17 protein-coding genes and 1 rRNA gene are annotated in these 18,742 nt (G+C 69.0%); 4 read left to right on the plus strand and 14 right to left on the minus strand.

Features of this window, described 5'->3' with window-relative positions:
* The first annotated feature begins 131 nt into the window (after positions 1-131).
* Positions 132-1,526, plus strand: a complete 1,395-nt coding sequence (locus tag ACTWQO_RS46870) for an FAD-binding oxidoreductase (protein ID WP_443243521.1) — start codon at positions 132-134, stop codon at positions 1,524-1,526.
* A gap of 84 nt (positions 1,527-1,610) precedes the next feature.
* Here ACTWQO_RS46870 and ACTWQO_RS46875 read toward each other — a convergent pair whose 3' ends face one another.
* The 5 genes from ACTWQO_RS46875 to ACTWQO_RS46895 form a co-directional block, all read right to left on the minus strand.
* Positions 1,611-3,314, minus strand: coding sequence for a uroporphyrinogen-III synthase (locus tag ACTWQO_RS46875; RefSeq protein WP_443243522.1), 1,704 nt, complete (start codon positions 3,312-3,314; stop codon positions 1,611-1,613).
* Positions 3,311-4,273 carry a hydroxymethylbilane synthase gene (hemC, locus tag ACTWQO_RS46880; protein WP_443243523.1) on the minus strand — a complete coding sequence of 321 codons (963 nt, stop codon included), beginning with the start codon at positions 4,271-4,273 and terminating at the stop codon, positions 3,311-3,313. The genes ACTWQO_RS46875 and hemC overlap by 4 nt, the downstream gene beginning before the upstream one ends.
* On the minus strand, positions 4,270-5,979 hold the full coding sequence (locus tag ACTWQO_RS46885) for a glutamyl-tRNA reductase (RefSeq protein WP_443243524.1): 1,710 nt from the start codon (positions 5,977-5,979) through the stop codon (positions 4,270-4,272). The genes hemC and ACTWQO_RS46885 overlap by 4 nt, the downstream gene beginning before the upstream one ends.
* Complete coding sequence (locus ACTWQO_RS46890; RefSeq protein WP_301983085.1) at positions 5,976-6,740, minus strand: redox-sensing transcriptional repressor Rex; 765 nt, start codon at positions 6,738-6,740, stop codon at positions 5,976-5,978. Before ACTWQO_RS46890 ends, ACTWQO_RS46885 begins: the two co-directional genes overlap by 4 nt.
* Before the next feature lie 256 nt (positions 6,741-6,996).
* Entirely contained in the window at positions 6,997-7,269 is a 273-nt protein-coding gene (locus tag ACTWQO_RS46895; RefSeq protein WP_443243525.1) for a glutaredoxin family protein, read from the minus strand.
* A 113-nt stretch (positions 7,270-7,382) separates the two neighbouring features.
* Between ACTWQO_RS46895 and ACTWQO_RS46900 the strand changes: the two genes are divergently transcribed.
* From ACTWQO_RS46900 to ACTWQO_RS46910, 3 genes are all read left to right on the plus strand, one after another.
* A complete protein-coding gene (locus tag ACTWQO_RS46900; protein WP_443243526.1) occupies positions 7,383-8,318 on the plus strand; it encodes an HAD family hydrolase in 936 nt (311 codons plus the stop codon).
* A 458-nt stretch (positions 8,319-8,776) separates the two neighbouring features.
* On the plus strand, positions 8,777-9,550 hold the full coding sequence (locus ACTWQO_RS46905; RefSeq protein ID WP_443243527.1) for an ECF subfamily RNA polymerase sigma factor, BldN family: 774 nt from the start codon (positions 8,777-8,779) through the stop codon (positions 9,548-9,550).
* A 237-nt stretch (positions 9,551-9,787) separates the two neighbouring features.
* Positions 9,788-11,023, plus strand: a complete 1,236-nt coding sequence (locus tag ACTWQO_RS46910) for a DUF5667 domain-containing protein (protein WP_443243528.1) — start codon at positions 9,788-9,790, stop codon at positions 11,021-11,023.
* A gap of 78 nt (positions 11,024-11,101) precedes the next feature.
* Here the strand turns inward: ACTWQO_RS46910 and ACTWQO_RS46915 are convergent, their stop codons facing one another.
* From ACTWQO_RS46915 to rrf, 9 genes are all read right to left on the minus strand, one after another.
* Positions 11,102-12,157, minus strand: coding sequence for a lysophospholipid acyltransferase family protein (locus ACTWQO_RS46915; RefSeq protein WP_443243529.1), 1,056 nt, complete (start codon positions 12,155-12,157; stop codon positions 11,102-11,104).
* Between the two features lie 14 nt (positions 12,158-12,171).
* Positions 12,172-13,233 carry an NAD-dependent epimerase/dehydratase family protein gene (locus ACTWQO_RS46920; RefSeq protein WP_443243530.1) on the minus strand — a complete coding sequence of 354 codons (1,062 nt, stop codon included), beginning with the start codon at positions 13,231-13,233 and terminating at the stop codon, positions 12,172-12,174.
* Positions 13,234-13,540: 307 nt separating this feature from the next.
* Complete coding sequence (locus tag ACTWQO_RS46925) at positions 13,541-13,639, minus strand: 30S ribosomal protein bS22 (RefSeq protein ID WP_003948845.1); 99 nt, start codon at positions 13,637-13,639, stop codon at positions 13,541-13,543.
* A 155-nt stretch (positions 13,640-13,794) separates the two neighbouring features.
* Positions 13,795-14,004, minus strand: coding sequence for a helix-turn-helix domain-containing protein (locus tag ACTWQO_RS46930; protein ID WP_016437488.1), 210 nt, complete (start codon positions 14,002-14,004; stop codon positions 13,795-13,797).
* A 129-nt stretch (positions 14,005-14,133) separates the two neighbouring features.
* Positions 14,134-14,949 carry a phosphatase gene (locus ACTWQO_RS46935; RefSeq protein ID WP_443243531.1) on the minus strand — a complete coding sequence of 272 codons (816 nt, stop codon included), beginning with the start codon at positions 14,947-14,949 and terminating at the stop codon, positions 14,134-14,136.
* A 542-nt stretch (positions 14,950-15,491) separates the two neighbouring features.
* Positions 15,492-16,667 (minus strand): acetoin utilization protein AcuC, encoded by a 1,176-nt coding sequence (locus tag ACTWQO_RS46940; protein ID WP_443243532.1) that lies wholly within the window; start codon positions 16,665-16,667, stop codon positions 15,492-15,494.
* The gene (locus ACTWQO_RS46945) at positions 16,618-17,835 is read right to left on the minus strand and encodes an MFS transporter (RefSeq protein ID WP_443243533.1); all 1,218 of its coding nucleotides are present in this window, start codon (positions 17,833-17,835) and stop codon (positions 16,618-16,620) included. Before ACTWQO_RS46945 ends, ACTWQO_RS46940 begins: the two co-directional genes overlap by 50 nt.
* Before the next feature lie 38 nt (positions 17,836-17,873).
* Complete coding sequence (locus ACTWQO_RS46950) at positions 17,874-18,563, minus strand: HAD family hydrolase (protein WP_443243534.1); 690 nt, start codon at positions 18,561-18,563, stop codon at positions 17,874-17,876.
* A 73-nt stretch (positions 18,564-18,636) separates the two neighbouring features.
* A 5S ribosomal RNA gene (gene rrf, locus ACTWQO_RS46955) occupies positions 18,637-18,742 on the minus strand; the annotation flags it as partial.

Below are 18,742 nucleotides of genomic sequence, written 5' to 3' on the forward strand. Positions count from 1 at the left end.
CCCACTCACACGCGCCCGAACCGCAGCCCCAGCCCCCCGCCAGGAGGCACCCCACGCCCCCCGGGTCCAAGCTGAGAGAACAAGCCCCCAAGCCCCCCGAGCACCCGGAGCACCCCAACGGGGAGGACCCCATGACGACGGCCCACCACCCCCACGACACCCCCGACCTGTTCGCCCTCTCCGACATCCTCGGCCCGGTCCTACGCCCCACGGACGACGGCTACGCCGACGAAGTCACCGGCTTCAACCTGGCCGCCCGCCACATCCCGGACGTGGTCGTCGGCGCCACCACCCCCGGCGACATAGTCGCCGCGATGCGCTGGGCCGCAGCCACCGACACCCCCGTAGCCGTCCAGGGCACCGGCCACGGCGCCAACTTCCCGATCGACAACGGCCTCTTGATCAACACGGCCCGCATGACGGACGTACAGATCAACCCAGCCCAACGCACCGCAACGATCGCCGCAGGCGCGAAATGGCGCCACGTCCTGGACGCCGCCGCCCCCCACGGCCTGACCGCCCTCAACGGCACCTCCACAGACGCCGGCGTAATGGGCTACACCCTCGGCGGCGGCCTCCCGATCCTCGGCCGCGCCTACGGATACGCCTCCGACCTGGTCCGCTCCTTCCACGTCGTCACCCCCGACGGCACCCTCCGCGAAACGGACGCGACCCACGAACCGGAACTCTTCTGGGCTCTGCGCGGCGGCAAGGGCAACGTAGGCGTGGTCACCTCACTGGTGACCGAGCTGATCCCCCTGACCCGCATCCTCGGCGGCGGCATCTACTGCGCCGGCGACCACGCGGAACCCCTCCTCCGAGCCTGGGCCGACTGGACCCCCACGGTCCCCACCCAGATGTGCTCGGCGTTCACCCTCCTCCGCCTCCCCCCGCTCCCGGCGATCCCCGAACCGCTGCGCGGCCGCTTCTGGGCCCGCGTGGCGATCGCCTGGACCGGCGACCCGGCCGACGGCCGGCGCCTCCTCGGCCCCATCCGCTCCGCCGCCCCCATCGTGTTCGACACGGTCGACGAAATGGACTACACCGACGTGGACTCGATCTACGCGGAACCCCAGGACCCCCTGCCCGCAAGGGAGTCGTGCGCCCTGCTGGCGGAACTCACCCCTGAAGCCGTCGACACCCTGCTGGCACACGCGGGCCCGGCGGCACCCCCCGACTACCCCCTGCTGATAGTCGAACTCCGCCACATGGGAGGCGCGTTGGCCCGCACGACCGCCACGGAGGACGCGATCTGCGCCCGCGACGCAAGCCACCTCCTGGAAACGGTCGCCGTAGTACCGAGCCCAGAAGCGGCCGAGGCCGTAGAAACAGCCACGGCCGCCCTCAACACCGCCATGGCCCCCTACGGCACCGGCCGCTCCATGGTCAACATCCACGGCCGCCCCGGCACCGAATCCGACCGAGCCCGAGCCTGGACCCCCGAGGTCTACAACCGCCTACGCCAGGACAAGGCAACCTACGACCCCAAAAACCTCCTACGCTACGGCCACACGGTGACCCCGTAAGCGCCCCGAAGGGGCGCGGGGAACTGCGCGACCAGCCACGACGGGCCCGCAGACGACAGACGGCCCATCGCGGCTCCCGCGGAGCTACGTCGTACGCCGCCTCCGCGCCCCCGGCCGCCGCTCACTAGGCCGAGTCACCGCATCCCCCGCCTCCAACGCCGCAGCCCGCCGCCGCATCCCAAAGTCCGCCAACGCCTCAGCCAACTTGTGCACAGACGGCTCCGGAGCCATCACATCCACCCGAAGCCCATGCTCCTCAGCGGTCTTGGCCGTAGCAGGCCCGATACAGGCAATCACCGTCACGTTGTGCGGCTTCCCGGCAATACCGACCAGATTCCGCACCGTAGAAGACGACGTGAACAGCACGGCATCAAACCCGCCGCCCTTGATCGCCTCCCGAGTCTCCGCAGGCGGCGGCGACGCCCGCACGGTCCGATAAGCCGTAACGTCGTCAACCTCCCACCCAAGCTCAATGAGACCCGCCACCAGCGTCTCGGTAGCGATGTCGGCGCGCGGCAGGAACACCCGGTCAATGGGATCAAAAACGGGATCGTACGGCGGCCAGTCCTCCAGCAACCCCGCCGCCGACTGCTCCCCACTCGGCACCAGATCCGGCTTCACACCGAACGCGACCAACGCCTTCGCGGTCTGCTCCCCCACCGCGGCGACCTTGATCCCGGCAAAGGCGCGCGCATCGAGCCCGTACTCCTCGAACTTCTCCCGCACGGCCTTGACCGCGTTCACCGAGGTGAAAGCGATCCACTCATAGCGCCCGGTCACCAGCCCCTTGACCGCCCGCTCCATCTGCTGAGGCGTCCGCGGCGGCTCGACGGCGATCGTCGGCACCTCATGCGGCACGGCCCCGTACGACCGCAGTTGGTCGGAAAGCGACGCCGCCTGCTCCTTCGTACGCGGAACGAGCACCTTCCAGCCGAACAACGGCTTGGACTCGAACCACGACAGCTGCTCACGCTGAGCCGCGGCGGAACGCTCCCCGACCACGGCTATCACGGGCCGCGCGCCCTCGGGCGAGGGCAGCACCTTCGCCTGCTTCAGCGTCTGCGCGATCGTCCCCAGCGTGGCGGTCCACGTCCGCTGCCGAGTAGTCGTACCGGCGACCGTGACCGTCATCGGCGTATCGGGCTTGCGCCCGGCGGACACCAGCTCACCCGCGGCCGCGGCCACGGATTCCAGCGTCGTCGACACGACGACCGTGCCGTCCGACGCACCGACCTCGGTCCAGCACCGGTCCGACGCGGTCCGCGCATCCACGAACCGCACATCGGCGCCCTGGGCGTCCCGCAGCGGAACACCGGCGTACGCGGGCACCCCGACGGCGGCCGCGACACCCGGCACGACCTCGAAGGGAACACCCGCGGCGGCGCAGGCGAGCATTTCCTCGGCGGCGTACGTATCCAGTCCCGGGTCCCCCGAGACCGCACGCACGACCCGCCTGCCGCCCCGCGCGGCCTCCATGACAAGATGTGCGGCATCCCGCACGGCGGGGGCGCCAGCGGTTGTTGACTGACCGTCAACAACCGTTAGTTGAGGCGTGCCTGTGCCCGGATGCGGGTCCGACGAAGGACCCGGTTCCGTGTTCACGACGGCGACGCCCGATCTGGCATGAGCGCGTACGACGTCGAGCACCTCGTGCTCGGCGACGAGAACGTCCGCGTTTGCCAGCGCCTCGACGGCGCGCAGAGTCAGTAGTCCCGGATCTCCGGGTCCGGCACCCAGGAAGGTGACGTGCCCGTGTTCCGGACCGGCGGGAAGGGTGGTGGGGCTCAATGTGCTCGCTCCCCCATCAGACCGGCCGCGCCCTGGGCAAGCATCTCGGCCGCGAGTTCACGGCCGAGCGCCATTGCTTGGTCGTACGTCTCGGGCACGGGACCGGTGGTGGACAACTGCACCATCCGCGAGCCGTCGGTCGTGCCGACGACGCCGCGCAGGCGCATTTCCTTGACAATCTGCCCGTCGGCCAAAAGGTCGGCCAGCGCGCCCACAGGGGCGCTGCAGCCGGCCTCCAGGGCGGCGAGCAGTGACCGCTCGGCAGTCACGGCGACCCGCGTGAACGGGTCGTCGAGCTCCGCGAGCGCGGCGATCAGGTCCGCGTTGTCCGCGGCACATTCGATCGCGAGTGCTCCCTGGCCGGGAGCGGGCAAAACTGTGTCGACCGAAAGGAAATCGGTCACCTCGTCGATACGGCCAATGCGGCTGAGCCCGGCCGCGGCCAGCACCACCGCATCCAGCTCACCATCGCGCACATACCCGACGCGCGTATCCACGTTCCCGCGAATCGCAACCGTCTCGATATCCAGCCCATGGGTCCGGGCGTACGCGTTCAGCTGGGCCATCCGCCGCGGCGAACCCGTACCGATGCGCGCCCCGCGCGGCAGGTCGGTGAACTTCAGCGCGTCCCGGGCGACGATCACGTCCCGCGGGTCCTCGCGCTCGGGGACGGCGGCCAGGGCCAGCTGGTCCGGCTGCCCGGTCGGCAGGTCCTTCAGCGAATGAACCGCGAAGTCGACCTCCCCCTTGAGCAGGGCCTCCCGCAGCGCCGTCACGAAGACACCCGTGCCGCCGATCTGCGCGAGCTGCTCACGGGACACATCGCCGTACGTGGTGATCTCGACGAGCTCGACGGGCCGTCCGGTCACCTGGCTCACGGCCTCTGCCACTTGCCCGGACTGGGCCATGGCGAGTCTGCTTCGCCTGGTCCCCAGCCTCAGGGCCTTGTCGTCACTCATGCCGAGCCTCGGTCTTTCTTGCTGGTGCTGTCCTCGGCGCGGGAGACGGAGGCCACCGTCTCCTGGTCGAGGTCGAACAGGGTCCGCAGGGCGTCCGCGTACCCGGCGCCGCCGGGTTCGGCCGCGAGCTGCTTGACCCGTACGGTCGGCGCGTGCAGCAGCTTGTCGACGACGCGCCGCACGGTCTGTGTGATCTCCGCCCGGTGCTTGTCGTCGAGGCCGGGCAGCCGGCCCTCCAGCCGCGCGATCTCGCCGGCCACGACATCGGCGGCCATCGTCCGCAGCGCGACCACGGTCGGCGTGATGTGCGCCGCCCGCAGCGCCGCCCCGAACGCCGTCACCTCGTCGGAGACGATACGGCGGACCTGGTCGACGTCGGCCGCCATCGGAGCGTCCGCGGAGGCCTCCGCCAGCGACTCGATGTCCACCAGCCGCACGCCGGCGAGCCGGTGCACGGCCGCGTCTATGTCGCGCGGCATCGCCAGGTCCAGCAGGAACAGCACCGGCTCCGGCCGCGGCACGACCGCCACCGGCTCCGGCCTGCGCCGCTCGGGGATCCGCCCGGCGGTGGCCGCGGTCGCGGCAAGCGCGGTGATCAGCTCGGCGTCGGCCTCGGGGGTACGGCGACCCGCCTCGCGCCGGTCCACGGCGCTCCCGGAGACCCACGCGGCGTGCTGCTCCAGCGTCGCCGCGTCCATGCCGGCCACGGCGTCCTCGCCCAGCACCGAGAACCCGGGCTGTACGGCGGCCAGATCGAGCGGACAGTTCTCTTCGCCACCCGCCAAGCTGCGGGCAGTCGTGCCGCCTGGGGCGGCACGGGTGGGCGCAGGCAGCACCCCGTCAACGCCGGGCTGCGCGACGACCCCACGGCCATCCAGCGCCGCCGCGATCGTCTCCGCCGCCAGCACCAGTCCCGTAGCCCCCGTGCAGGACACCGCGACATCGGCACGTGTCAGCTCGGCCGGCACCGATTCCATCGGTACCGCGCGAGCCAGCACGTCCGTGTCGTCGCCCTCGGTGAGGATCTGCGCGAGCCGCTCGGCGCGGTCGAGGGTCCGGTTGGCGATCACGATCTCGGCGACCCCGGCACGCGCGAGCGTCGCCGCGGCCAGCGAGGACATCGAGCCCGCACCGATCACCACGGCCCTCTTGCCGCGGGCCCAGCCGTCGACCGGCTTGCCGACGGCCAGCTGCTCCAGGCCGAAGCTGACCAGCGACTGGCCCGCGCGGTCGATGCCGGTCTCGGAGTGGGCGCGCTTGCCGACCCTGAGGGCCTGCTGGAACAGGTCGTTGAGGAGGCGCCCGGCGGTGTGCAGCTCCTGGGCCGTCGCGAGCGAGTCCTTGATCTGGCCGAGGATCTGGCCCTCGCCCACGACCATCGAGTCCAGCCCGCAGGCCACCGAGAAGAAGTGGTGGACGGCCCGGTCCTCGTAGTGCACGTACAGGTACGGAGTGAGTTCCTCGAGGCCGACCCCGCTGTGCTGGGCGAGCAGCGTGGACAGCTCGGCGACGCCGGCGTGGAACTTGTCCACGTCCGCGTACAGCTCGATGCGGTTGCAGGTGGCCAGGACGGCGGCCTCGGTGGCCGGCTCGGCGGCGACCGTGTCCTGCAGCAGCTTGATCTGGGCGTCCGCGGACAGCGCGGCCCGCTCCAGGACGCTGACCGGAGCGCTGCGGTGACTCAGCCCGACGACGAGGAGACTCATGCCGGCATCACGGCGGGTACGTCCCCGTCCGGTCCCTTGTCGGCGGACTCGCCGCGCACGGCGGCGACCGGGCCGGCGCCGTCGGCCGACGCGGCCTCCTCGCCGGCCTTGCGCTGCTCGTGGAAGGCGAGGATCTGCAGCTCGATGGAGAGGTCGACCTTGCGCACGTCGACGCCGTCCGGGACGGACAGCACGGTCGGCGCGAAGTTCAGGATGGAGGTGATGCCGGCGGCGACGAGCCGGTCGCAGACCTGCTGGGCGACGCCGGGCGGGGTGGTGATGACCCCGATCGAGACGCCGTTGTCGGAGATGATCCGCTCTATGTCGTCGCTGTGCTGGACGGTGATCCCGGCGATCTGCTTTCCGGCCATCTCCGGATCGGCGTCGATCAGCGCGGCGACCCGGAAGCCACGGGAGGCGAACCCGCCGTAGTTGGCGAGGGCGGCGCCGAGGTTACCGATACCGACGATGACAACCGGCCAGTCCTGGGTCAGCCCGAGTTCGCGGGAGATCTGGTAGACGAGATACTCGACGTCGTAGCCGACACCACGGGTGCCGTACGAGCCCAGATACGAGAAGTCCTTGCGCAGCTTGGCGGAGTTGACCCCCGCCGCGGCCGCCAGCTCCTCGGAGGAGACCGTGGGAACCGAGCGCTCCGACAGTGCGGTCAGCGCGCGAAGGTACAGCGGAAGCCGGGCGACGGTGGCCTCGGGAATCCCTCGGCTACGGGTCGCCGGTCGGTGAGTTCGGCCAGTTGCCACGGTGCTCCTGCGGGTAGAGCGGGGCTGCAGGCGGTCACACGTCCCTGGACCGCCCCGTCGAAAGCAGGCTATGTCTTTGTGAACGCGTGCACAAAGATGGTGTCCGATTTGCCCGGCCAACGTGACCGGGGTCACGCGCCACTCCTTCCGGGCCGACACGGGGGTCAAAACCGAACACTCTCCTCAACGATCCCCACCCCCGAGACCAGGACGCCGTCGATCCTAAGCCAGTTTCCGGCCGACTTGGACTGGTCGGTCAGTGCTTGGCCAGAGCCTTGCGGAGCCGGTCCTCGTTCACGCGCCAGAACGTGTGCTGCTCCCCGTCGACCAGGACGACCGGAATCTGCTCCCAGTACTGGTCATGGAGTTGGGGGTCCTGGGTGATGTCCTTCTCCTCCCATGGAACACCCAGGTCCGCACAGACCTTCTCGACCACCACTTGTGCGTCATCACACAGGTGGCAGCCGGGCTTGCGAATGAGAGTGACGAGCCGGGCACGGGCGGCGGGCCGCCGGAAGATAGGACTCATACGGCCATTCTCGCGCCGCCACGACCACGGTTTAACTGCACGGTCGCGGAGAGTTCACAGCCACCAAACCTCCCGACTCCGGAACCACCGAACAGACTGGCTATGCTCACGCCATGGCCGCTCTTGGATGGCTCACTCCCCGTAGGCGCTCCGCCACCGCCCGGAGCGTGTTGGCAGGCGAGGCGTCGGCGGAGGCAGCACGCAAGTCCACGCAGGAGCAGGAACCGCCGCCGTCCGCCGAGCAGGACAAGGGAGAACCGGAGTTCCCCGTACTCGGCGACGACAAGGCCGCCGCGTTCTTCGATCTCGACAACACCGTGATGCAGGGCGCCGCGCTCTTCCACTTCGGACGCGGGCTGTACAAGCGGAAGTTCTTCGAGACCCGCGATCTCGCGAAGTTCGCCTGGCAGCAGGCGTGGTTCCGGCTGGCCGGGGTCGAGGATCCCGAACACATGCAGGACGCGCGCGACTCCGCCCTGTCGATCGTCAAGGGCCACCGGGTGGCCGAGCTGATGACGATCGGCGAGGAGATCTACGACGAGTACCTGGCCGACCGCATCTGGCCCGGCACACGCGCGCTCGCCCAAGCACACCTGGATGCAGGCCAGAAGGTGTGGCTGGTGACCGCGGCCCCGGTCGAGATCGCCACGGTGATCGCCCGACGCCTGGGCTTCACGGGCGCACTGGGCACGGTCTCCGAGTCGGTGGACGGGGTCTACACGGGCAAGCTGGTGGGTGAGCCCCTGCACGGCCCGGCGAAGGCGGAGGCGGTGCGCGCCCTGGCCACAGCGGAAGGCCTCGACCTCACCCGCTGCGCCGCCTACAGCGACTCCCACAACGACATCCCGATGCTCTCCCTCGTCGGCCACCCCTACGCCATCAACCCCGACACCAAGCTCCGCAAACACGCCCGCGAACTCGACTGGCGCCTCCGCGACTACCGCACCGGCCGCAAGGCCGCAAAGGTCGGCATCCCAGCAGCAGCCGGCGTCGGCGCGGTGGCAGGCGGCACAGCAGCAGCCATCGCCCTGAGCCGCCGACGCCGCTAAGGGGCGCGGGGAACTGCGCGACCAGCCACGACGGCGCCGTAGCCGACCGACGACAGATCACGGCACTTCCCGCAGAGCGCTTGGCACCCCGTCAGCGCCGGGCTGCGCGACCCACCCCCTGGCCAGCCCCCACCCCGGGCCACGCCCAAAACGCCGGGCAATCCAGTGGTCGTACCCCCACACCGCCCCACCCAGTCCCGTTGGCTGCACACGGCCACAACACGCCCCGCTCCTGACCGGAACCCGACCACACACGATCAACAACCGGTCACTGTGCGGCACTTGATCGACCGTCAATCGGTTACAGAAGCGACGGAATCGATGATTTGAGCAACTGGGCGTAGCAATGCCTGCACGAAGCGTTATTCTCCTCAGACGCAAACCGGTACCCCTCCGTCGCTACGACGGGTGAACGGTCCCGCACTGCACGTGATGGAAGCTCTGCCTCTGGGAGTCCCGTGTACCCACACGTCGGGGTTGACGCCTCGGGCCTGGCTACGCTGCGCGCAACGGTCCTGGACCTGTTGCGCGGCTTCGTCCCCACCGCGTACGCCGTCCCCGCCCTCGCCGTAGCCACAGCGCCGGTCGGCCCGTGCTACGCGCTTGCCGACGGCACCGCCGCCGTCAGCAGACGAGGGCGTTCGGCCGGTGCCACCACCGCTCGCCGCCCGGCCGCGGACAGCGACAGCGCGCGCATGATGGACCTCGTCGAGCGCGCACAGGCCGGCGAGGCCGATGCCTTCGGGCGCCTCTACGACCAGTACAGCGACACTGTCTATCGGTACATCTACTACCGGGTGGGAGGTAAGGCGACCGCCGAGGACCTTACGAGCGAGACCTTTCTGCGGGCACTCAGAAGAATCGGCACCTTCACCTGGCAGGGACGGGACTTCGGGGCATGGCTCGTGACCATCGCCCGCAACCTCGTCGCCGATCACTTCAAGTCCAGCCGGTTCCGGCTGGAGGTGACCACCGGGGAGATGCTCGACGCCAATGAGGTCGAGCGCTCGCCCGAGGATTCGGTGCTCGAATCCCTCTCCAATGCCGCACTGCTCGATGCCGTGCGCCGACTCAATCCCCAGCAGCAGGAGTGCGTCACGCTCCGCTTCCTGCAGGGCCTCTCCGTCGCCGAGACCGCCCGCGTCATGGGCAAGAACGAGGGCGCGATCAAGACCCTCCAGTACCGTGCCGTCCGCACTCTCGCCCGGCTCCTCCCGGACGACGCCCGCTGACCGCCCGTACACGCTCAGCCATCCCCAACTCACCTACAGTGACGTTCTGTTGACTTCACCGTCGGATCATCCATCGTCCGTAACCCAAGTGCCGCGCCGCTCGTTGTGCGGGATGCAGGCTCCCTGTGGTCACTCCCCGACCGTCTTCGATCACTCGATCGTGTGGATTCGGTCAGGGCGTGCAACCCTCAGGACCCCCTGGGGAGTCGACCGTCATGACGAGAGGAGGTGCCGCCAGTGATCGCGAACGTATCGGCGCACCGGCGGGCGAACGCCTTCGCCCAGGCCCTGGAGGAGTCCGACCGGGGCCCGGCGGCCGAGCAGTCAGAGGCACCACCGGCAGAGGCTGCTGCGGAACAGACCGAGCAGGGGCGCCTGTTGGCCCTCACCACCGGTCTCGGCGAGCTGCCCAAGCCGGAAATGGACCCCGAGGTCAAGGTCGTCCAGCGCGCCCAGCTGGTGGCCGCCATGGAGGCCATGCTCCAAGAGGGTTCCGTGGGTGGCGGGGCGACCGCGCCCGCGATGCCGGCGCAGCGGTCCCATCGGGGCCGCGGCGCCCATCGGGCGAGCCCGCTGGGCAAGTTGCGGCCACGCACGCGGCTGGCCAAGGGACTCACCGCCGGCGGGCTCAGCGTCGGGGTCGCCGCCGGGGCCTTCGGTGGAGTCGCCGCCGCGAGTTCCGACGCGCTGCCCGGCGACTCGCTGTACGGGCTCAAGCGCGGCATAGAGGATTTCAAGCTCAACTACCTGGCCGACGGGGACGACGAGCGCGGCCGTTCCTACCTCGACCAGGCCTCGACCAGGCTCAGCGAGGCCCGACGCCTGATGGAGCGCGACCGCAGCGGACAGCTCGACCACGAGTCGGTCGGCGCGATCCGCCGAGCCCTGTCCGGTATGACGCACGACGCCTCGGAGGGCCACCGCCTGCTGAGCGCGGCTTACGAGCGCGACCCGGCGTCCCTGGGCCCCATCCAGGCCCTCTCCACCTTCTCGAGTTCGCACCGCGATGCCTGGGGCGCGCTGCGCGAGCGGCTTCCCGTGCAGCTGGGGGACGTGAGCGAGCAGGTGTCGTCGGTCTTCGACGCCATAGACGAAGAGGTCGCCCCGCTGCAGTCCCTGCTTCCGCAGCCTCCCACCCTCGGGGGCGGCGGCGACGGTGAGCGGCAGGGCTCCGGTTCGACGTCCACCGGCTCCTCCGGCGCCGATCGGTCCGCACCACCGAGCGCGGGCGGCGGCACATCGGACCGCGGCGGCGCCGACGACACCAAGCCCAGCAAGCCGTCCGACTCCGATACCGAGAGCGACGGTCTGCTGGGCGGCAGCACCGGCGGCCTGCTCGACCCGCCGAAGAACACCGGCACAGCCACCCCGTCCGGCAACAGCACGCCGAGCACCGAGCCGGACGTCACGCTTCCGCCACTGCTCCCGGGCCTGCTGCCCGGCCTCGGCATCGAAGGCGAGGACGTCGAGTAGGCGTTACGGCGGTAGTACGACGACGGGGGCGCCCCTTGTGAGAGGGGCGCCCCCGTCGTCGTACAAACGTTTCCTCAGTCAGAAGAAGACCGAGCGGCGCTGCACCAGCAGCTTGTAGAGGGTGTGCTGGATCTGTTCCCTGACCTGGTCGGTCAGGTTGAACATCAGCATGGGGTCCTCCGCCGCCTCCGGGGGATAGCCGTCCGTGAGGATCGGCTCGCCGAACTGGATCGTCCACTTCGTCGGCAGCGGGACCGCGCCCAGCGGGCCGAGCCACGGGAAGGTCGGCGTCAGCGGGAAGTACGGGAAGCCGAGGACCCGGGCCAGGGTCTTGGCGTTGCCGATCATCGGGTAGATCTCCTCGGCCCCGACGATCGAGCACGGAATGATCGGGGTGCCCTGGCGCAGTGCCGTGGAGACGAAGCCGCCGCGGCCGAAACGCTGGAGCTTGTAGCGTTCGCTGAAGGGCTTGCCGATGCCCTTGAAGCCCTCCGGCATCACTCCGACCAGTTCGCCCTGGGCCAGAAGGCGTTCGGCGTCCTCGGCGCAGGCCAGGGTGTGGCCGAGCTTGCGGGCCAGTTCGTTGATCACCGGCAGCACGAAGACCAGGTCGGCCGCGAGGAGGCGGAGGTGGCGGCCGGCCGGGTGGTGGTCGTGCACGGCGACCTGCATCATCAGGCCGTCCAGCGGGATCGTGCCGGAGTGGTTGGCGACGATCAGGGCGCCGCCGTCCGTGGGAATGTTCTCGACGCCCTTCACCTCGACCCGGAAGTACTTCTCGTACACCGGACGCAGCAGGGACATCAGGACATGGTCGGTGAGTTCCTCGTCGTAGCCGAAGTCGTCGACGTCGTAGTCCCCCGTCAGACGGCGGCGCAGGAAGGCCAGGCCGCCTGCGATGCGCCGCTCCAGGCCGCCGTCGTCCTTGGGCCGCTGCGGCGGCTGTTCCTCACGCGTCACAGGGACATCATCCTGCGCGAGCGCCCGCCCGGGCAGGGGCTGGACCTCACGGACCAGTGCGGGTTCACCGCTCTTGCGCCGGCTCCCCGAACTGGTCCGGCGCCGCGGCGGCCGCTGTACGGCGCTCCCGCGGGACCGGTCGTCGTCGAACGGAATGACCTTGGCGTCCGCCATCGTTGATGCGCTCCTCAGTTGGCGCTCTGCGTCGGGGGGTGGCCGCTGCCCTGGAAGGGCAGCGCGGCGATCCGGTCGACAGCCCCCGCGAGGGCCTCCGGGGGCAGAAGTCCGGGACCGCGACTGCGCGCGAACTCCGCGAAGGTCTCGGCGGTCGTGTACTTCGGCTTGAATCCGAGCGTCTCACGCATCTGGTCCGTCGCCACGACCCGGCCGTGCGTCAGCAGCCGGATCTGCTCGGGCGAGAAGTCCGTCATCCCCAGCGTACGCACCGCCGAGCCCGCCCAGGTGACGGCGGGCAGCAGTAGCGGCAGCGTGGGCCGCCCGAGCCGCCTGGAGCACTGGGAGAGCAGCAGGACGCCGTCGCCGGCGATGTTGAAGGTGCCGCTGTTGAGCGTGCCGCGCTCCGGCTCGTGCGAGGCGATCCGCAGGACGTCGATCACATCGTCCTCGTGCACGAACTGCAGCCGGGGGTCGTAGCCGAACACGGTCGGCAGGATCGGCAGCGAGAAGTACGAGGCGAGCGGGGTGTCGGCGGTGGGGCCGAGGATGTTGGCGAACCGCAGCACACACACGGCCACGTCCGGCCGCCGGCGCGCGAAGCCCCGTACATACCCCTCGACCTCGACCGTGTCCTTCGCGAAACCGCCGCTGGGCAGGGACTTCGGCGGGGTCGTCTCGGTGAAGACGGCGGGATCGCGCGGCGCGGACCCGTACACATTCGTACTGGACTTCACGACGAGCCGCTTGACGCTGGGGGACTTCTGACAAGCACCCAGCAGCTGCATCGTCCCGATGACGTTGGTCTCCTTGACCGTCGCCCGGCTGCCGCTGCCGAGGGCGGTGGCCGTCACATCCATGTGGACGACCGTGTCGGCGGCCGTCTCGGCGAGGACGCGCGCGATGGTCGGCTGCCGGATGTCGGCCTGGATGAAGTCGGCGCCGCCCAGATGATGCGCGGGCGGGACCGCGTCCACGGCGATCACCCGGTCCACCTGTGGGTCACGCTGGATCCGTCGTACGAACCGGCCCCCCAGTTGACGGGCCACTCCGGTCACGAGCACGACCTTCCCCAAGATCAGCGCCTTCCTTCCAGGAATCGTCCTGCCCCGACACACCGCTGCTCGTTACCCTGCCGTGTTCCCCGTGTGTCGCCAACCTAGCGGCTCGATGTTGCGCTGTGATGACCACCCAATGCACGAAGTGACGACATCCACAGGCGTACGAACAGACCAAGCCATGTGAAACACAGGCGTACGCACAGAACACCCGATCCTGGTGGAGACACACGTGGCCCCCCACCGGGTGCGGTGGGGGGCCACGGACACGCTCTCGCGACGTCTTCTGCGCCGTCCGTAGTCCTCGTCCTCGCGGACGGGCGGACTACTTCTTGTTACGGCGCTGAACGCGCGTGCGCTTGAGCAGCTTGCGGTGCTTCTTCTTAGCCATCCGCTTGCGCCGCTTCTTGATAACAGAGCCCACGACTACCCTCGCTCACTTCTCATCACTCGGCGTTTGGGCGCCATGGGCCCATACGACCTACGAGGGGCTAGCCTACCCGTCCGAGCGCTGAGGTCGTAATCGAGGGGGCCGGGCAGATCCAGTGGTGCCCTGAGGATCTCCCCGGACCACCGTCGTCAGGCGGTTTCCACCCCCACATAGCTCTCGCGGAGGTACTCGTGAACCGCGTTCTCGGGGACGCGGAAGGACCGCCCCACCCGGATCGCAGGCAGATGACCACTGTGCACCAGTCGGTACACGGTCATCTTCGACACTCGCATCACCGAGGCGACTTCCGCCACGGTAAGGAACTGAACCTCGCTCAGAGGCCTCTGCTCTGCAGCCATGACACACCTGAACCTTCCGCACTCGACGGCCACCGGCTTCCCCTTCCGGTGACGCTTCGTCGCTGCGTGCTCACTCCCCAATGTAGGGGCGGGTGATGCGAGTGGGGAAGAGGTGCACCCATCGGCGGCCTACTGTGACAGACACGCCCGATTGAGTACGTAGCGGGTAAGCGGCAGGTAGTAATCAGACCGCACAGCGTCATCAAGTGGAACGACGACGGACACGGACCCCTCGGCCTCCCCCACGAAGAGCGCAGGGTCATCGGTATCCGCAAGACCAATGGCCTCAAACCCCAGCTGACCTGCTCCGCAGACCCACCCGTGATCCCCGATCACCAACTCGGGCAACGGCCCGCCGGCCTCGGCCGCCGCCGCCAGCACGGTACGAACCGGCAGCGGCGAGTGCGTGTGTGCGCCGGTCTCACAACCGGAGCGGGAGGCGTCCGGTTCTCGCATCAGCGCGACTCCTCGTACGTAGTCAAGGTTGTACGTGCGTAGACCGAACCGGGTCGTTATGTCGACACAGCGACCCTGCGCCGGTGTGAGCACAGCACATCCAGCCGCCGACAAAGCGTCCGCCAAGGCGGCGTAGAAGCCGAGCAGCCGGTGCGGATGCCCGGTACCGAACAGCACAGGCGCGCCACGCTCCGCGACGGCTCCGACCCGATCGGCGAAGGCATCAAGCGCGACCAAAGTCCGCCCCGGATCGATCACATCAGGCCCGAACGCATACCCCAAATCAGCCGAAACCCCACACTTCTCCGCCATCAACCCCACCAATTCCCGCTCCCCCCAAGCCCACTCAGGATCAATCCCGATCAAAACCCGAGGATCCCGAGCCGCAAACAGCCGATAACTCCGCAGACTCACCTCCCGAGACGTGGCCACCACCCCAGCCAACCGAGCAGCCAACAGATGCGCACGCAGTGCACCGGTACTCAACACGGGTGCGATGGTGACGGACGGGGGTGGGGGGCGTCAGGGGAACGGGGGAAGACTGCACAGTTGGCGTAGCGGGGGAATCGGTGCTGTGTGGCGCGTTGGAGCCCATCCGGCGTTCGAGATCCCCACCCACAACGGGCTGACCGCTGGACGCCAGTCGGCTTCATTCAGCCCGTCCGGCGTCTGACGACGAGCCCACCTCAGCCACTCTCAGCCCGTCCAGCGTCTGGGGCGAGGCGACCTCAGCCACCCTCAGCCCGTCCGGCGTCTGGGGCGAGGCGACCTCAGCCACCCTCAGCCCGTCCGGCGTCTGGGGCGAGGCCGAAGGCCGTTCGGGGTCCAGGGGCGAAGCCCCGGTGGGGTGCAGGGGCGAAGCCCCGGTGGGGTGCAGGGGCGAAGCCCCGGTGGGGTGCAGGGGCGAAGCCCCGGTGGGGTGCAGGGGCGAAGCCCCGCAGGGGGTCCAGGGGGCGCAGCCCTCTGGCGGGGTCGAAGGGGCGGAGCCCCTTCAGGATGGGACGGGTAGGGGCGGCGGGGGCGAAAAACCCCTACGCCAACAACCCCCGCAACGGAAACACAGCCCTCCGCGTAGCCAACACCGCCTGATCCAACCGATCCGCAGGGTCGTACCCCGCCTCCCACGCAGCAAAGACCACAGGCCACCGCCCATCAGTCATCCGCACCGGCCCCAACTGCCGCGTACGAGCAAACACCTCCCGCCGCCACCCCTCAGGAATCACCGCCTCAGGCTCCACAGCCCGCCCCGCCGCAATCCCCACCAGATGCGTCCACGACCGCGGCACCACATCCACCACCGCGTACCCACCCCCACCCAACGCGACCCACTTCCCCCCGGCGTACTCATGCGCCAACTCATGACAAGCAACCTGCACAGCCCGCTGCGCATCCAGCGAAACCGCCAAATGAGCCAGCGGATCCTCGAAATGCGTATCGGCCCCATGCTGAGTCACCAGCACATCCGGCCGAAAGTCCGCAATCAACTCCGGCACCACCGCATGAAACGCCCGCAACCACCCCGCATCCCCGGTCCCCGCCGGCAACGCAACATTCACCGCCGACCCCTCCGCGACCCCCTCCGCCCCCGTCTCCTCAGCCCACCCGGTCTGCGGAAACAAGGTCCGAGGATGCTCATGCAGCGAAATCGTCAAAACCCGCGGATCCTCCCAGAACGCCGCCTGCACCCCATCCCCGTGGTGCACATCGACATCCACATACGCGACCCGCTCGGCCCCCAACTCCAGCAACCGTGCAATAGCCAGCGACGCATCGTTGTAAATACAGAACCCCGACGCACCCCCCGGCATCGCATGATGCAACCCACCCGCGAAGTTCACCGCATGCAGCACATCCCCATGCCACACAGCCTCCGCCGCCCCCACCGACTGCCCGGCGATCAACGCGGACACCTCATGCATCCCGGCGAACGCCGGATCATCGATCGTCCCGATCCCGTACGACCCGTCCGCCGCCCCGGGATCCTCCGACGCCGCCTTCACCGCGGCGATGTAATCCTCCCGATGGACCAGCCGCAACGTCGACTCCCCGGCAGGCTTCGCCGCCACGACCTCCACATCCCGGTCGAGCCCGAACGCACCCACCAGCCCCCGGGTCAGCGCAAGCCGAACCGGATCCATCGGATGCTCCGGACCGAAGTCATAGCCCGTTACTGCCTCGTCCCACATCAGCTGTGCGCGGCCGCTCATGCCCGCCACCGTATCGGTCCGGTTGACCCTCGAACGACCGGGCATACACCAACGTCACCAGCACCAACACCATCGGCACAAGCATCGCCCCGCGATAGCTCCAGGCATCCCCCAACGCCCCCACCAACGGCGAACCGATCAAGAACCCCACGTAGTTGAAAACATTCAGCCGAGCGACGGCCGCATCCGAAGCCCCGGGAAACAGCCGCCCGGCCGCCGCAAAGGTCTGCGGCACCAGCACACACAACCCCAGCCCCAACAAGGTGAACCCCAGCATCCCCACCCAGGCCCCAGGCGCCACAGCCACCACAGCAAACCCCACAGCAGCCACCACCGCCCCACCCCGTACGACCACCACGGCCCCGAACCGTCGCACCCCGAAGTCCCCGATGGCCCGCCCCACCAACGTCGTCACCATGTAGACGTTGTACGGAACGGTGGCCAGCTGCTCCGAACTCCCCAGCACATCCTGCAGATACTTCGCACTCCAGTTGGAGACGGTCGAGTCCCCGATGTACGCGAAGGTCATCACCAGACACAACGGCAACAACACCTTGAAGCCGAGTGTCCCGCCTCCACCCCCCTCGACATCCGCCGCCTTCTCCTCCGCGACCCCGTCGACGTACCACCGACTCCCCACCAGCGCAGCCGGCAGAAGCACCACCACAACCGGCAGATACGACACGAACAGCGCCAGATCCCAGTGCGCCCCCACCCACGCCAGCGAGGCCCCGAGAATCCCGCCCAGGCTGAACGCGGCATGGAAGCTGAGCATGATGCTGCGCCCGTACGACCGCTGCAGACTCACCCCGAGCATGTTCATCGACGCGTCCAGTGCCCCCACGGCGAGCCCGAACGCGCCCAGCGCAATGCCCAGTTCAACCGTCCGGTCCCCGGTCCCGACCCCGAGCAGCGCCAGGAGCACCACGGGCTGGGACCACCGCAGCACCACACTGGGCCGTATTCGTTTCACCAGCCGCTCGGTCGTGACACTGCCCACCCCGGCGAGAATCGGCACAGCCGCCAGGAAGGCAGGCAGCATCGCGTCGGAGACGCCGTACCGGTCCTGGATGGCAGGGATGCGCGTCACGAGCAGCGCAAAGGCCACACCCTGAGCGAAGAAGCCGAACGCCAACGAGGCCCTACCGCGCCGCAGCACATCAGTCATGGCGGCGAGCGTAAGGCCCCGGCGTACCGCTGGGTATATCAAGCCAAAGATGAATTTCCCTCAAGTTTGCCCGGAGCGGCCTCGTCGGCGAGCAGACCGACCAACTCCCCCATCCCAGCAAACACTTGAGTAGCCCCCGACAACCTCGCCACAGGAGTCATGGCAGTGAACCCATACACGTCCATCCCAGCCGAAACCGCCGCCTTCACCCCCAACGGACTGTCCTCCACCACCACACACCGCTCCGGCGCGACCCCCATCCGCTCGGCCGCGTACAGAAACAGATCAGGCGCCGGCTTCCCCCGCCCCACATCCTCCGAGCTGAAGATCCGCCCGTCGTCGAACCACCGGTCCAGCCCGGTCGTCCGATGCCCCACCCGAATCCGCTCATGACTCCCCGACGACGCCACGCAGTACGGCACCCCGTCCCCCGCAAGCTTCTCGAGCACCCCCACGGCCCCGTCCACCGGCTTCAACTCCCGCTCGAACGCCGCGAACACCCGAGCATGAAAGACATCATCGAAGTCCGCCGGCAACCGTCGCCCGGTCCGTTCCTCCACCAGATCGTGTACGCGGTGCATGGCGGCGCCCATGTAGTCGCGAAGGGAGTCCTCGTACGAGGTCGGATGCCCGAGCTCGGTGAGGTAGGCGGCCAGGAGCCTGTTGGAGATGGGCTCGCTGTCGACGAGCACTCCGTCGTTGTCGAAGATCACGAGGTCATAGCGCATGCCTACGAGCCTAAACCGACCTCAAACGCAGAAAACCCCCGTGCTGAAAAGCACGGGGGTTTTCTCAAATTTTGTTCGGCGGTGTCCTACTCTCCCACAGGGTCCCCCCTGCAGTACCATCGGCGCTGTAAGGCTTAGCTTCCGGGTTCGGAATGTAACCGGGCGTTTCCCTCACGCTA

Origin of the sequence: Streptomyces sp. 4N124 (genome assembly GCF_052245395.1) — a bacterium.
Lineage (GTDB): Bacteria > Actinomycetota > Actinomycetes > Streptomycetales > Streptomycetaceae > Streptomyces.

Coding starts and splice junctions, on each gene's coding strand:
- ACTWQO_RS46945 (WP_443243533.1), bottom strand. CDS start 17,835: ATGACTGATGTGCTGCGGCGCGGTAGGGCCTCGTTGGCGTTCGGCTTC.
- ACTWQO_RS46895 (WP_443243525.1), bottom strand. CDS start 7,269: ATGAGTCCTATCTTCCGGCGGCCCGCCGCCCGTGCCCGGCTCGTCACT.
- ACTWQO_RS46940 (WP_443243532.1), bottom strand. CDS start 16,667: ATGAGCGGCCGCGCACAGCTGATGTGGGACGAGGCAGTAACGGGCTAT.
- ACTWQO_RS46930 (WP_016437488.1), bottom strand. CDS start 14,004: ATGGCTGCAGAGCAGAGGCCTCTGAGCGAGGTTCAGTTCCTTACCGTG.
- ACTWQO_RS46885 (WP_443243524.1), bottom strand. CDS start 5,979: ATGAGTCTCCTCGTCGTCGGGCTGAGTCACCGCAGCGCTCCGGTCAGC.
- ACTWQO_RS46950 (WP_443243534.1), bottom strand. CDS start 18,563: ATGCGCTATGACCTCGTGATCTTCGACAACGACGGAGTGCTCGTCGAC.
- hemC (WP_443243523.1), bottom strand. CDS start 4,273: ATGAGTGACGACAAGGCCCTGAGGCTGGGGACCAGGCGAAGCAGACTC.
- ACTWQO_RS46870 (WP_443243521.1), top strand. CDS start 132: ATGACGACGGCCCACCACCCCCACGACACCCCCGACCTGTTCGCCCTC.
- ACTWQO_RS46900 (WP_443243526.1), top strand. CDS start 7,383: ATGGCCGCTCTTGGATGGCTCACTCCCCGTAGGCGCTCCGCCACCGCC.
- ACTWQO_RS46915 (WP_443243529.1), bottom strand. CDS start 12,157: ATGGCGGACGCCAAGGTCATTCCGTTCGACGACGACCGGTCCCGCGGG.